The 13,789-nt window shown below is 45.4% G+C and carries 13 protein-coding genes; 10 read left to right on the forward strand and 3 right to left on the reverse strand.

Features of this window, described 5'->3' with window-relative positions:
* Positions 1-15 precede the first annotated feature (15 nt).
* Genes hisA through AB1Y31_10575 form a run of 9 tightly spaced genes read left to right on the forward strand, consistent with a single transcriptional unit; the run spans position 16 to position 7,225 of the window.
* Complete coding sequence (gene hisA, locus AB1Y31_10535) at positions 16-750, forward strand: 1-(5-phosphoribosyl)-5-[(5-phosphoribosylamino)methylideneamino]imidazole-4-carboxamide isomerase (GenBank protein MEW4983611.1); 735 nt, start codon at positions 16-18, stop codon at positions 748-750.
* A 1-nt stretch (position 751) separates the two neighbouring features.
* Positions 752-1,525, forward strand: coding sequence for an imidazole glycerol phosphate synthase subunit HisF (gene hisF / locus AB1Y31_10540; GenBank protein ID MEW4983612.1), 774 nt, complete (start codon positions 752-754; stop codon positions 1,523-1,525).
* Positions 1,522-1,908: a phosphoribosyl-AMP cyclohydrolase gene (gene hisI, locus AB1Y31_10545; GenBank protein MEW4983613.1), complete on the forward strand. Its 387-nt coding sequence runs from the start codon at positions 1,522-1,524 to the stop codon at positions 1,906-1,908. Before hisF ends, hisI begins: the two co-directional genes overlap by 4 nt.
* Positions 1,905-2,222, forward strand: a complete 318-nt coding sequence (locus AB1Y31_10550) for a phosphoribosyl-ATP diphosphatase (protein ID MEW4983614.1) — start codon at positions 1,905-1,907, stop codon at positions 2,220-2,222. The genes hisI and AB1Y31_10550 overlap by 4 nt, the downstream gene beginning before the upstream one ends.
* A 37-nt stretch (positions 2,223-2,259) precedes the next feature.
* The gene (gene tatA / locus AB1Y31_10555) at positions 2,260-2,472 is read left to right on the forward strand and encodes a Sec-independent protein translocase subunit TatA (GenBank protein MEW4983615.1); all 213 of its coding nucleotides are present in this window, start codon (positions 2,260-2,262) and stop codon (positions 2,470-2,472) included.
* A 44-nt stretch (positions 2,473-2,516) separates the two neighbouring features.
* Positions 2,517-3,269: a twin-arginine translocase subunit TatC gene (gene tatC / locus AB1Y31_10560; GenBank protein ID MEW4983616.1), complete on the forward strand. Its 753-nt coding sequence runs from the start codon at positions 2,517-2,519 to the stop codon at positions 3,267-3,269.
* A complete protein-coding gene (locus AB1Y31_10565) occupies positions 3,266-3,685 on the forward strand; it encodes a DUF1499 domain-containing protein (protein MEW4983617.1) in 420 nt (139 codons plus the stop codon). Before tatC ends, AB1Y31_10565 begins: the two co-directional genes overlap by 4 nt.
* Positions 3,682-5,838, forward strand: a complete 2,157-nt coding sequence (locus AB1Y31_10570; protein ID MEW4983618.1) for a YgiQ family radical SAM protein — start codon at positions 3,682-3,684, stop codon at positions 5,836-5,838. The genes AB1Y31_10565 and AB1Y31_10570 overlap by 4 nt, the downstream gene beginning before the upstream one ends.
* 4 nt (positions 5,839-5,842) lie before the next feature.
* On the forward strand, positions 5,843-7,225 hold the full coding sequence (locus AB1Y31_10575) for an SLC13 family permease (GenBank protein ID MEW4983619.1): 1,383 nt from the start codon (positions 5,843-5,845) through the stop codon (positions 7,223-7,225).
* An 89-nt stretch (positions 7,226-7,314) separates the two neighbouring features.
* Here AB1Y31_10575 and AB1Y31_10580 read toward each other — a convergent pair whose 3' ends face one another.
* The 3 genes from AB1Y31_10580 to AB1Y31_10590 are packed head-to-tail and all read right to left on the reverse strand — an operon-like array spanning position 7,315 to position 12,278.
* Positions 7,315-8,712 (reverse strand): hypothetical protein, encoded by a 1,398-nt coding sequence (locus AB1Y31_10580; protein ID MEW4983620.1) that lies wholly within the window; start codon positions 8,710-8,712, stop codon positions 7,315-7,317.
* An 18-nt stretch (positions 8,713-8,730) separates the two neighbouring features.
* Positions 8,731-9,558 (reverse strand): outer membrane lipoprotein-sorting protein, encoded by an 828-nt coding sequence (locus AB1Y31_10585; protein ID MEW4983621.1) that lies wholly within the window; start codon positions 9,556-9,558, stop codon positions 8,731-8,733.
* A complete protein-coding gene (locus AB1Y31_10590; protein ID MEW4983622.1) occupies positions 9,558-12,278 on the reverse strand; it encodes an MMPL family transporter in 2,721 nt (906 codons plus the stop codon). Before AB1Y31_10590 ends, AB1Y31_10585 begins: the two co-directional genes overlap by 1 nt.
* Positions 12,279-12,681: 403 nt before the next feature.
* Between AB1Y31_10590 and AB1Y31_10595 the strand changes: the two genes are divergently transcribed.
* Positions 12,682-13,788, forward strand: coding sequence for an ABC transporter substrate-binding protein (locus AB1Y31_10595; protein ID MEW4983623.1), 1,107 nt, complete (start codon positions 12,682-12,684; stop codon positions 13,786-13,788).
* Position 13,789: the final 1 nt, after the last annotated feature.

Below are 13,789 nucleotides of genomic sequence, written 5' to 3' on the forward strand. Positions count from 1 at the left end.
CCAGGAACAATCGATATGATTCTTATTCCCGCTATTGATCTTAAAGATGGAAAATGCGTCCGTTTACGCCAAGGCCGCATGGACGATGAAACCATCTTCTCTGACAACCCCGTTGAAGTAGCCACTCGCTGGGTAAACGAAGGCGCTAAACGCCTACACCTTGTTGACCTTGACGGCGCATTTGCCGGCAAGCCAGTGAATGCCGGTGTCGTGCATGATATTGCCGAAGCGCACCCTGATTTAATCATTCAAGTCGGCGGCGGCATTCGCGATGAAGACACTATCCAAGCCTACCTTAACGCTGGCGTACAATACGTCATTATCGGAACTAAAGCGGTTAACACACCGCACTTTGTCGGTGATGTTTGTGCGGAATTTCCCGGCCACATCATCGTTGGCTTAGACGCAAAAGAGGGCAAAGTGGCTATTGATGGCTGGTCCAAATTATCGAACCATGACGTGATTGATTTAGCTCAGCAGTTCGAAAATGACGGCGTAGAATCCATTATTTATACCGATATTGGACGCGACGGTATGATGCAGGGAGTTAATGTTGAAGCAACGGCCAAACTCGCTCGTTCTATTCGCATCCCCGTTATCGCCTCTGGCGGCATCACCAATATGGATGATATTCATGCCCTAGGAAAAGTGGCCGATGACGGTATTATGGGCGCCATCACTGGACGCGCCATCTACGAGGGAACCTTGGACTTCGCCGAAGGTGAAAAACTAGCCGGTTCATTCGCTTAATATGGCGCTCGCTAAACGCATTATTCCCTGTCTAGACGTTGATAATGGGCGCGTTGTCAAAGGCGTTAAATTTGTTGATATTCGCGATGCGGGCGACCCGGTCGAAGTCGCTAGGCGCTATGACCGAGAAGGCGCGGACGAAATCACTTTTCTTGATATTACTGCGACCTCCGATAACCGCGAGACCATGGTGCATGTTATCGAACAAGTTGCCGATGAAGTTTTTATACCTCTGACGGTTGGCGGCGGCATTCGGGAATTAGCCGACATTAGCCGCATGTTAAAAGCAGGTGCCGACAAAGTTGGCATAAACAGCGCCGCCATCTCCAACCCTGATTTTGTTAGGGAAGCCGCCGAACGATTTGGCTCACAATGCATTGTTGTGGCGATTGATGCCAAATGTGTCACCGCCGAAGGCGAAGCAAAGCGCTGGGAAATATTCACCCACGGTGGCCGTAAAGAAACTGGTATTGATGCCATTGAGTGGGCTAAAAAAATGGTCAATTTTGGTGCCGGTGAGATCTTACTCACTAGTATGGACCGTGATGGCACTAAGATTGGGTTTGATCTTGAACTGACTCGCGCCATTAGCGAAGCGGTCGAAGTGCCTGTTATTGCATCTGGCGGTGTCGGCACTTTAGATCACTTAGTCGATGGCATTAGCAAAGGTAAAGCCGATGCGGTGCTCGCTGCCAGCATCTTTCACTTTGCAGAATACAGCATTGGTGAAGCTAAACAGCACATGCAAGACAACGGCATTGAGGTTCGCTTGTGAGCGCTTGGCTAGAAGCAGTTAGGTGGGACGAGAAAGGACTAGCGCCAGCCATTGCTCAGGACCACGCAACGGGTAAAATTCTCATGGTCGCTTGGATGAACAAGCAAGCACTGCAACTCACGGCAGAACAAGGTCACGCCGTTTATTGGTCACGGTCACGCAATAAACTGTGGCATAAAGGTGAAGAATCCGGCCACCAGCAGAAAATCATCGATATACGTATAGATTGCGACGAAGACGTTATTTTACTATCGGTTGAACAAAAAGGTGGTATTGCTTGTCATACTGGACGCGAACGTTGCTTTTACCGAAAACTTGTCGATGAACAATGGCAAGAAACTGACCCTGTTTTAAAAGACCCAAAAACCATCTATTCAACATGAATGAAACACTGAAAAAACTGGATAATGTTTTGCAGCAGCGCAAGCAAGAGGAACCAGATTCTTCTTATGTTGCAAGCCTGTACCACAAAGGGCTCGATAGCATTCTCAAAAAAATCGGCGAAGAAGCGACCGAAACCGTGATCGCCGCAAAATCAGGCGATAAAGAACAAATTATTTATGAAACCGCCGACTTATGGTTTCACTCGCTCGTTTTATTAGCACAGCAAGACTTGAGCTCTGATGATGTACTCAAAGAACTAGAGCGTCGCTTCGGTCTATCCGGATTAGATGAAAAAGCCAATAGAAACAAGTAGAATGGCTCTACTTAAAACAAAGTAGCTAGGAACTCTTATGGGTGGCATTGGTATTTGGCAATTAATTATTATTCTCGTTATTGTTCTTTTATTGTTTGGCACAAAACGCTTACGTAACCTTGGTGGTGATTTGGGCGGTGCCATTAAAGGCTTTAAAGGTGCTATGAAAGAAGGCGAAGAAAAAAAGAGCGCTGACGATCAAAAGTCCGTTGCTAACGATGACTCCGATAAAGACGACTCCAGCAAATAACTAAAATACTCATCAGTCATTATGATTGATAACGTTTTTGCCTTATGTCTGACAACAATTCTAACGACCAAGAAACCAGCTTCGTTTCTCACCTAATTGAACTACGCACGCGTCTCATCCACGCGCTTATTGGTATGCTCGCCGTCTTTTTACCGCTCGCACCTTTTGCTAACGACATTTATTCATTATTGGCGCAGCCCCTACTCACCCACATGCCTGAAGGCACTAGCATGGTGGCCATTGAGGTCATCTCACCGTTCCTAACACCTTTAAAATTAACCCTCATGCTCTCCCTATTTATCAGCATCCCTTGGATTTTTTACCAAATTTGGCTATTTGTTTCCCCAGGTCTTTATAAACATGAACAACGCATCGCATTACCATTAATAAGTGCCGCCACTTTCCTGTTTTATACCGGCATGTTGTTTGCCTATTTTGTCGTCATGCCACTCATCTTCGAGTTCTTAACCGCAACAGCGCCTGACGGTGTCGCAGTGATGACCGATATCAGCAAATACTTAGATTTTATTTTAACCCTGTTTTTTGCCTTTGGGATGGCGTTTCAAGTACCTATTGCCACCTTCTTATTAGTAAAAACAGGCGTTTCAACACCGCAAAGTTTAGCTGAAAAAAGGCCTTATATTGTCGTCGGTGCCTTTGTAGTCGGCATGCTATTAACGCCACCAGACGTTATATCACAAACCTTATTAGCCTTGCCGATGTGGCTATTATTTGAAATTGGCTTATTGATGTCTAAAAAATTCGTCCCTCAGGCAACCGCAAAAACTGTCTCATGAAATATCTATTTATATTACTCACTATCATCATGTACTCACAAACCTCAGCCGCTCCCAACGCACTAAAACCTTGCCCCAATAAGCCAAACTGTGTCTCTAGTCTGGCCACTGATGAGCACGCAATTACGCCGTTCCAGTTAAAAAAAGGCACTAAAATTAATGTGCAACAACTCAACGCGACGCTAAAAAAACTCGAGGCAAATATCAGTGTTAGCCACGACGCACAGCAGCTAAGCGCAGAAATAAGCAGCCGTGTTTTTGGCTTTGTCGATGACTTAGACTTAATCATCGATACAGAACAAGGCCTTCTTCACGTGCGTTCGGCTTCTCGAACCGGGTATTACGACTTTGGCGTTAATAAACGACGCGTTGAACGACTACGCGCACTACTAAAAGACGAGGGAATCATCCAATGATGCCAACTGCCAAGCCGCTATCTTCACAGCCAAAATATTGGGCTGAATGTTATGGCATTTCGCCATTTTTACCCACCACTCGCGCAGAGATGGACACCCTCGGTTGGGATAGCTGCGATATTATTATCGTTACTGGCGATGCTTATGTAGACCACCCCAGTTTTGGTATGGCCGTTATCGGTCGCTTATTGGAGAAACAAGGGTTTCGAGTTGGCATTATCGACCAACCTAATTGGCAAAGCGCCGATGACTTTTCAAGCTTAGGCAAACCCAACCTGTTTTTCGGGATTGCAGCCGGCAATATGGACTCGATGATTAACCGTTACACGGCGGATAAACGCGCCCGATCTGACGATGCATACACCCCCGATGACAAAGCGGGTCGCCGACCCGATCGCGCCGTCATCGCATACACCCAGCGTTGTAAGGAAGCCTTTCCCGAGGTACCTACCGTTCTGGGGAGTATAGAAGCTAGCCTGCGCAGAATCGCCCACTACGACTACTGGGACGACGAAGTAAGGCGCTCCATTTTAATCGATTCGCAAGCCGATATTTTGTTATACGGCAATGCCGAACGCGCCATTGCTGAGTTAGCGTATCGTCTTTCACAGAATGAGCCCATCGAGAAGATTACCGACATTCGCGGCACCTCTTTTGTTCGCCAAAACTTACCCGACGGTTGGACCCTGATTGATTCCACCCGCGTTGACCGGCCTGGCAAAATTGATCCACACCACAACCCCTATCAGTCAGATGAAGAGCGCGCCGCAGCAACCGGTGGCAAGTGTCAAATCAGCAGCGGCCCCGAAGCAGGTGATGGCAGCCAGCTAGTAACACTAAGCTTTTTACCCAAACACAGCAAAACAGATCGCGCGAAAACCGTTATTCGCTTACCAGCCTATAAAAAAGTAAAAAGCGACCCGGTGTTATACGCACACGCCTCACGCGTTTTACACTTAGAAACCAACCCCGGCAACGCTCGCGCACTAGTGCAAAATAACGACGGCAAAGACGTTTGGCTAAACCCGCCGCCCATTCCATTATCAACCGAAGAAATGGACGAGGTATTCGCCCTGCCGTATCAACGTGTACCGCATCCAAAGTATGAAGGCAAACGAATTCCGGCGTACGAAATGATTCGTTTTTCCATTAATATCATGCGCGGTTGCTTTGGCGGTTGCACCTTTTGTTCCATCACCGAACACGAGGGGCGGATTATTCAAAATCGTTCAGAACAATCTATTTTGAACGAGATCGAAGACATTCGTGACAAAACACCAGGTTTTACCGGCACAATATCCGATCTTGGCGGCCCAACAGCTAATATGTATCGCCTTGCCTGCAAGGATCCAGACATAGAGTCCGCTTGCCGTCGCCCGTCCTGCGTTTACCCCGGTATTTGCGAAAACCTGAACACCAATCACGACCCACTGATTAAACTCTATAAAAAGGCCCGCAACATTAAAGGTGTTAAACGCGTCCTAATTGCATCCGGCCTGCGTTACGATTTAGCGGTTGAGTCGCCTGAATACGTTGAAGAATTAGTGACTCATCACGTCGGCGGCTACCTAAAAATTGCCCCAGAGCATACCGAGCAAGCGCCTTTATCCAAAATGATGAAGCCGGGCATTGGCACCTATGATCGGTTCAAAACGATGTTCGAGAAATACACCAAAAAGGCTGGCAAAAAACAGTACCTTATTCCTTACTTTATTGCCGCTCATCCGGGTACAGAAGATGAAGACATGGTGAACCTTGCGCTATGGCTCAAGAAAAATAAATTTCAGGCCGACCAAGTGCAAACCTTTTACCCTTCTCCGATGGCGACTGCTACCACGATGTACCACACCGGCAGAAACCCACTTAAAGGCCTAAGCTACAAAAGCGAAAAAATAAACACGGTTAAAAAGATAGAACAGCGCCGCCTTCATAAGGCACTGTTGCGCTATCACGACGCGAATAACTGGACAGTTATTAAAGACCTATTACTCAAAATGGGTAAAAAGAACCTGATCGGTGATGGACCCAATTGCTTAATTCCTAGCAAGCCAAACGCGGGGAAATACAAAGCGAAAGCCGGTACCAAAAAGTTTCTAACCAAACATACCTCGCAAGGCTACAAACCCTTTAAAAATAAAAAGTCCTCGCGCTAACAGAGTGAATAGCCAAGCCGCGTTAAAGCAAGGCAGCCTTTTTTTAGGGCCTGTACTTGCTCTGCTCGTTTTTTATTGGTTACACAGCGGTGATACCACAGACATTGCCATCACCGCTGCCGTTGCCGTCTGGTGTGTCAGCTGGTGGATTTTTGAACCCGTACCCATTCCTGTTACATCCCTACTACCGCTCGCACTTTTCCCATTAACCGGGGTATTGACCGGAGAGCAAGTAGCCGCCGCTTACGGCAATAAATTGGTGCTATTACTACTCGGCGGTTTCTTATTATCCACCGCTATTTCACACTGCGGCGCACACCGCCGGCTTGCACTCACCATGGTGCACTGGTTTGGCAGCAACAACCCCAGACGCTTAGTCTTAGGCTTTATGGTTGCCGCCGCCACACTCAGTATGTGGATATCAAACACCGCCGCAACACTGATGCTATTACCGGTTGCACTCGCCGTTGTCGATAGCGCTAATAATAAAAAACTTTCGCTGGCCTTATTACTTGGCCTTGCCTACTCTGCCAGTATCGGCGGCCTTGGCACACCCATAGGAACCCCACCCAACCTCATCTTCATGCAGGTGTACGAAGAAAACACCGGACTACAAATCAGTTTTACCCAGTGGATGTCGTGGGCCTTACCCTTAGTTATTCTCTTTATACCCATTATCTGGCTTTGGTTAACGCGCGGGCTAGAGCACACAGGCGGCTTACAGCTGCCAACAGTAGGTGCGTGGACGACCCACGAACGCCGCGTGATGGTTGTTTTTGCGTTAACCGCCTTTTTATGGGTAACACGCCGCGAGCCATTTGGCGGCTGGAGCGGTTGGCTAAATTTACCTCATGCCAACGATGCATCCGTGGCTTTCCTTGCGGTGATTGCACTGTTTGTTATCCCTAACGGCAACAAGCAGAAACTATTGGACTGGAAAACTGCACAACAGGTTCCTTGGGGGATTTTATTACTATTCAGTGGCGGCATTTGTCTCGCCAAAGCCTTTGTTATTTCTGGTTTAAGCGCACAGCTTGGTGAACAACTCTCCACAGTTACTGCCTTTAGTATTATCGGCATGATGGCTGTGATTGCCCTCAGCGTCACCTTTATGACCGAAGCGACTAGCAATACCGCGACCACCGCGATGCTAATGCCCGTATTAGCCGCCACCGCCATCAATGCAGATATTGATCCGCTGCTTATGATGATTCCCGCCACCTTCAGCGCCAGCTGTGCCTTTATGCTGCCCGTTGCTACCGCGCCCAACACCATCGTATTTAGTAGCGGACACGTACACAGTAAGCAAATGGCAAGAGAAGGTTTTGTGTTAAACCTCATCGGCGCAATTATCGTTACGCTTATTTGTTGGTTTACCTTTACTTGATAAACACCTACTCCTCGTATGCTAAAGACCGGCATTTTATGTGTACTATTATTTATTTCCCCTATTATTTATAAAAAATGAAACTCCGCTTAAAAACCATAACGGACCGCCGCGAACAAATTATTATTGTGGCGTAATTGGCCAAAAAAAGTATGCTTCCGTTCACCGACAAAGAAATTCCCACCTACTTCTGCTGACCAATTATCATCAATTTTATAGTGTAGTTTTGGCCTCAGATAGCCATCAGCATCCGATGGAGAATAGTAAACAAATAATGACCATTGTAGGTTTTGGTTATAGGTTAGCCAGGTTAGTCGTGTTGTGATTAGGTGGCGATACTCATCACGTTGGGGGCTGCCAACTAGCAAGCCATCACGATATCCATCATAGTCCAGCAACCACTCTAGGTAATATTGGACACCCAATGTTAGATCTTTAGCCAGCTCTTGTTCATAGCCCACAAGAAATCGAAATTCACTGTTATTAATTAATGAATCTTTCCCGTTGCTATCGTCTTTGGAATCATAATAACCCACTTCAACGTTACCAATCCCTGATGACAACGGGCCTCGCACGCTTGCGCCATAAACACGAAGTTCAGGAAAGATTGCAACACCAGCTAAGGCATCAAACCCTGCGGGGCTTTTCCAAAAGCCATCGTAGCCATAGAACGCTAACTCATAGGTGCCAACTGTTTGATAAACACGAAGAGATACCTCCGAACCCTGTGGTTGGTCGGTCTTAACGATGGCATTTTGTCCAGTAATCGCACCCAAGGTTGGGTCAAAAAATGAAACCCTACGTCCATCAATATAACGGTCCGCATCAAAATGGGGGTTAACAATTAGGTCAATATTGGCAACTGAGCTAAAAAATGAGGTTTTTATCGCATCAGAGGGAGCTTTTAGATACTCCTCATCACGCCCAATAAAAAAAGAGTTCCAATCTTTGGAGAACATATCATTAATAAACAGCAAGTCACCTGTTCCCCACGTTAGAACCTGTCGCCCCAGCTTCACATCTACAAAGTCGGTTGGGCTAAACTCAATATTTGCTTCGCGAAGGTCAATCCAGCCCTTACCCTGTTCCAGCTCAATATGGCGCTGGCGATCAACTGTGTCGTATAGAAGATCGGTCGTGAGATTAATCGAAAATGACTCAAACTCTTTTTGTAATTCAAGCTGAAGTCTACTTTCTCCAATGGATGTACCCCGCTGGTGGGAGTCCGACTGTGTGCGGAAGCCACCTCGCGCCTCCCAAAAGCCACTGATATTGAATAGTTCTACTTCATCATTAGAATCTAACAATGAAGTGCCAGCAGAGCCTTCCGTGCCTAAACCAATCGGGAGAGCAGGTGTAGGATTAAGCCCACTAGGCATTGCAGGCGCACCTCCAGATAGACCCGAGGGCAACTCAGGGGGAGCGGCCTGAATTAATGGCATAAATAATGCGGCCATCAAAAAAACCATACCTTGTCGTTTACTCACCCTAAACACCGGCTGTAGCTAGCGCAGCAGTTTTCGCGGTGCTTTGCGTAAAAAACGCTCTGTATAAATCTCTTTGGGCAAGTCTAAGTTATAACTCACTTTGCTATACTCCATTAGCGTTTTACTTTTTGTTTTCAAATTTTCCATGCTCGATTTTGTAACCGTTGGAAATCCCTCAATAGTATCGACTTTGAGTGTTTTATTGATTCGGTATAAGACACCTTTTTTGTCATAGTATTCCGTCTGGATAGGCAAAAAAGTCTCTTTATGGATATACATGGTGTAATAAGAGAACTCAACAGAATCAGGGTTTACGGGTGTGTTTTTGATGACATAATAGTTATTATCTGTACTGACCAGTTCGTGCGTATCGTCCTCAAGATTACGCCCTGAAACATCTTCATAATAGAAATCTGAACCAACAAAACTGGTACGTTTATCCGAGGATGCTATTCGTTTAACAAGGTCTAACGCCGGAAGATAAAGCCAACGATCATCCAGGCCACCTACATTCTTCCATACTAAAAAAACCATCTTATTTACATCCGCAGGGCGACTGAAATAGACATACATTTTTTGATTACCTCTATATTCACCGCCTGCTAATGAATCAGTCTGCGGTTCATCACTCCTTAGAATAACAAACTGGCGTGTGCGTTCTCGCCCCTGCGCATCGGTAATGGTCATTTTGACCTTAGCCTTACCATCAAGCCCTTGATAATAGGCAACATAGTTGGTTCGGTTAACAATTTCATCAATGCTGGGCGTTGCCAATGCCACGCTACTTCCGAGTATTCCAACACTTATAAAAAGCGTGCTTATTGCGTTTTTAATGAATTTTTTCATTATTTATCCTCTGTTATTTCTTTAGTCTTTAGACTGGGGAAAAGAGATCGCTCAAACGGCGTAATCATTGCTGGCAGAATCATCAACGAAGCAACGCCCGCTAAGAAAAGAATCGCAGCTATAAAAATACCCACCGTTTGATAAGGAACCAAGGGAGCTGCCAGCAATGGCAAAAAACCAAAGCCGACCACAATGACATTACGGCTAATAGCACGTGCCGGCTCTCCAAATACTGGGCCAACAGCGGCCTGCCATGAACCAACTTCTTTCACCGTCTCTCGAGCCCGCGCCAGAAAATGGATCGCATAATCCACCGCAAGCCCTAAACTAAGCGCACTTAAAATCGCAACGGGCATATCATAATCTTTTCCGACTAGACCAATAACACCATAGATCAAACCAACGGTGACCGTAAGCGGCACCATCGCAAGAGCACCCCAAAGCACTGAACGAAAGAGAATAGCCATCATAATGAAGACAACTATAAAACTGCCACTAAAAGAACTGACCATGCCATTAACCATTTTATCTTGCCAAACAACATTTATATGTGTCAGACCAAACCAGTTAGCCTGAAGTCCCATTGGAGGTGGGTTGTCTTCCATCCACTCTGCCAACGCACCTTCAACAGCTGACATATCTTGGTTGTCACCACTTTTCAGTTGTAACCATAGGTTTGTTTTGCGATAGTCGGGCGTGACAAAATGCCAGAGATCTTGAGGACGATGGCTATTCTGATAGGTAATTAACGTCTGGGCTACGGCATTTGAGGTATCCGGAATGCGAAACTCTTTTCCATTACCCAGTAGTAATTCACGATGCACTGTTTTAACTATATCCGCAAGTGAATTAGCCTTACCAACCACATCTAAGCTGGTTAAATATGCTTGAAGTTTAGCGATATATTCCAATAATTCAGGCTGTTTAAAAAGCTCAGCACGTTGTCGTTCACTATCAACAAAAAGCTGCGCCTGATCCCAAGCATCAAATTCTTCGTCAGACGTATTATCGAGCTGCTCATCTAGATAAGCATCAAGTAACTTACTCTGCTCATCAGCCGAAGCAGGAGTACTCTGTTTAATTTGCTGTATCTTTTTTGTCAGCTGACTAAATACCGTATCAACATTAACGACCCCCTCCTTAGTTAATCTTGATAATTCACTCTCCATACGAGACAGTTGCGCCGCATTTTCATTTTGACTCGCTCTATATTCACTTGGTTGCTCCAATTCAAGGTAAGCCATGTAAGTTCCTGCAAAATGCTCGTTCATCACTCTGTCAGCAATGCGGATTGAGTGCTCTGGGCCAAACCATTTAATAGGGTTGTCATTAATGTTAATTTTGCTAATACCATAGGCAGCAGTTCCTGCAGCAAGCAGGGTCAAAATTAAAATAAAACGATAGCGTTTATAAATGCCTTTCCCCGCTAGCTTTAAAAAGCGCCCCATGGCTGTATGTTCTTGATCTTCACTAGAATTTCCATGGTTTGCGAAAGCAGCTAGCTTTTCTTCGGGGATAAACATAATAAATGCTGGAACAAACGTAATCGTCCAGAACCAAGCAAAGAAAACACCAATGGACACAAAAACACCAAAAACCTGCACGGGCGGAATCGGTGTCAACGCAAGCGATGCAAAACCAGCAATGGTAGTTAACGTGGTATAGAGCATCGGTGAAAACAGTGTATTCATAACCTCAATTAAGGTTTTCCGTCGATCCTTTATTGTTGGGTAGCGGTCAAAAAAATCCGACAAGATATGAATAGCATCAAGAACGGCTATTGGCATGATGAAGATTGGAATCATCGAGCTCATAATATGGATGGTATTACCGGTAATAATTAACAACCCCATCGTCGATAAAGCACAGACCATCGCTATGATCATTGGCGAAATAACAAAAATAATCTTCTTAAAAAACCACCATAACAATAGAAAAATAACTAACATTGCGAACGGGGCAGAGATAGCCATTTGGTAAAACATTTCAACACCGAAGGTATCTTCTGCAACGGGCAACCCAGTGATGTAATAAGACTCCTCAGTTTCACCCCACTCATCAATTTTATTTAACAAGGCCTCACGCACCTGATAACTAAGATGCTTGTCAGTTAACGGCAAATAAAGTGCGATTGCTTTGCCATCTTCACTAACAAGTGTTCCTTTCAAAAAAGGAATATTCATTGCGCGGTCTCGAACGGCTAATGCCTCTTCATTATTTGTTGGTGGGGTTGGCATAAGCCAGCTAAAATTTACCGAACCTAAACCACCTTGTTCAATATTTTCAACCGTAGATGGTGCAATGATGTCTACTTCGATAACACCCGCTTGCTGTGCTGGGTTCTCCTTATCAGGCCAACTCAATGTTTTAGCAAACTGCGTCAATTCAAAAATGTGCTGGAGTGCCTCTGGTGTAAAAACACCGCTTTCCGTTTTATCGTTTACAACGCCAACAACCACAATGTCATTAAGTGAAAATTCTTTTTTCATTTGATTATGAAAAAGCCGAACGGGCTCATCGGCAGAAAGCATGTTTTCAGGGTCAGTATCAACGACCAAAGGCTCTAGAAGACTGAACGTTTTTGGCCACACAGATGGCAAAACGGCCAGCATCACAATGATTAATGTTGATGCCCACATTAAACGACTAATAAACGTTGGCCTCTCTATAGAAAAATTTACTAGTGATCTATTCGCCGTTTGATAGATTGCTGTGCTCACCTCTTTAGCCCCTTTTCTAATAATGTGAATTTTAAGTAATAAATGCCATTATATAGCCAAAAGGAATATTCATATAATGACTTGCGTCAATTCGGTTGCGTTAAATATGTCATAAAATATTAACAACTCTTTTAGGAAAATCACTCAGCACTAACTCAATGGTATTTTGTTTACGCAGAAACTAACCACGCTCCGAATCGTAAAACCTTTTACGTATCTTCCACTTAATATTGCTCCCGTAGTGAAAAGCCACATAGTCAGCAAATGGCAAGAGAAGAATTTGTGTTAAACCTCATCGGCGCAATTATCGTTACGCTTATTTGTTGGTTTTTATTAACTCCGTAGAAAAAACGGTTTCTTCTGCTATATTTAATCTGCTAACGATTGTTTTAAGGATAAAACGGTGTCTAAAGATCATAAAATTTTTACCCTTACTAGAGGCTTTATAGCGCTCATATTGCTGGCCTCAAGTTCTTTATGCGTCAGTGCAAATAACGTGAAACAAAGCATTCATGCGTTGTACATTCCATTAGCGGATCATTACGCTGCCTTAGTCGCCTATGAGCGCTACCGCGATAAAATGATTCATGCCGATTTTAGCATTGAGAAAATGGGCAATTGGGATCTACTCCGTGCCTATTTCCAAACCGGCGAGCCTGATATGGCCTTCGTCATGAGCCCCTTAGCTATGGACATGTATCGGGAACAACCGAACTTCCGCTGGATCGGCTTGATGCATCGTGATGGCAATGCCTTGGCCATTAACGACCTATTTAATCAGCAAGTCAACGTTCCGCGCTTACGCAAAGACCGCCTACCAACAGCCGCCATCGCCGCGGTGTTGCATCAGCACTACGAAACCACCGGCCAAGCAGTGCAAATTGGCATGCCCCACGTGTTATCCACCCACAGTGTGGTGCTTTACCGCTACTTAAAGGAATACGGCGTCAGCATGTCGACCAGCACCAATCGGCCCGCCGAAGTACTCGCCATTACCGTCGCACCGCCGAAGGCACCGGCTTTTATAAAATCAAGGAGTAACCGTGCGGAATTATCGGCCTTCGAACAATCTTTACCCTGGGCCGATGTCGTTGAAACCCAGCACTTCGGCCACATTGCTTGGTATTCGAAAGACGTGATGCCTTGGCCAAACGGCCATGTTGAGTGCATCGCGCTGGCTAGTGACCAAGCCATTGCCAATAAATTTGCCGCCAGTAAGGAGGTGATGCACTATATTCGCCAAGCAGGCGAGGATATTGAGCAAGCTCGGCTTAAAGGTGGCCAAGCCTTAGACGACATCGTACTCATCGTGCGTAAACATATTCCCGAACACAATCGCGAAGCGATCATCGCCAGCTTAAACCCTGAACTGAAGGTAATTAATTACCAGCACTTAAATATTGATAAAGCCGGCTTGAAGCAAATCATGGACTTGGCGGTAGAAGGTAAGATCATCGCTGAAGCGATTGATATCGACGCCTTTGCCGACACCCGTTTTAATGGCGAATAAG

The sequence above is a fragment of the Cycloclasticus sp. genome, assembly GCA_040743155.1.
In the GTDB taxonomy this organism is placed as follows: domain Bacteria; phylum Pseudomonadota; class Gammaproteobacteria; order Methylococcales; family Cycloclasticaceae; genus Cycloclasticus.

Coding starts and splice junctions, on each gene's coding strand:
- hisA (MEW4983611.1), top strand. CDS start 16: ATGATTCTTATTCCCGCTATTGATCTTAAAGATGGAAAATGCGTCCGT.
- hisF (MEW4983612.1), top strand. CDS start 752: ATGGCGCTCGCTAAACGCATTATTCCCTGTCTAGACGTTGATAATGGG.
- AB1Y31_10550 (MEW4983614.1), top strand. CDS start 1,905: ATGAATGAAACACTGAAAAAACTGGATAATGTTTTGCAGCAGCGCAAG.
- tatA (MEW4983615.1), top strand. CDS start 2,260: ATGGGTGGCATTGGTATTTGGCAATTAATTATTATTCTCGTTATTGTT.
- tatC (MEW4983616.1), top strand. CDS start 2,517: ATGTCTGACAACAATTCTAACGACCAAGAAACCAGCTTCGTTTCTCAC.
- AB1Y31_10565 (MEW4983617.1), top strand. CDS start 3,266: ATGAAATATCTATTTATATTACTCACTATCATCATGTACTCACAAACC.
- AB1Y31_10570 (MEW4983618.1), top strand. CDS start 3,682: ATGATGCCAACTGCCAAGCCGCTATCTTCACAGCCAAAATATTGGGCT.
- AB1Y31_10585 (MEW4983621.1), bottom strand. CDS start 9,558: ATGAAAAAATTCATTAAAAACGCAATAAGCACGCTTTTTATAAGTGTT.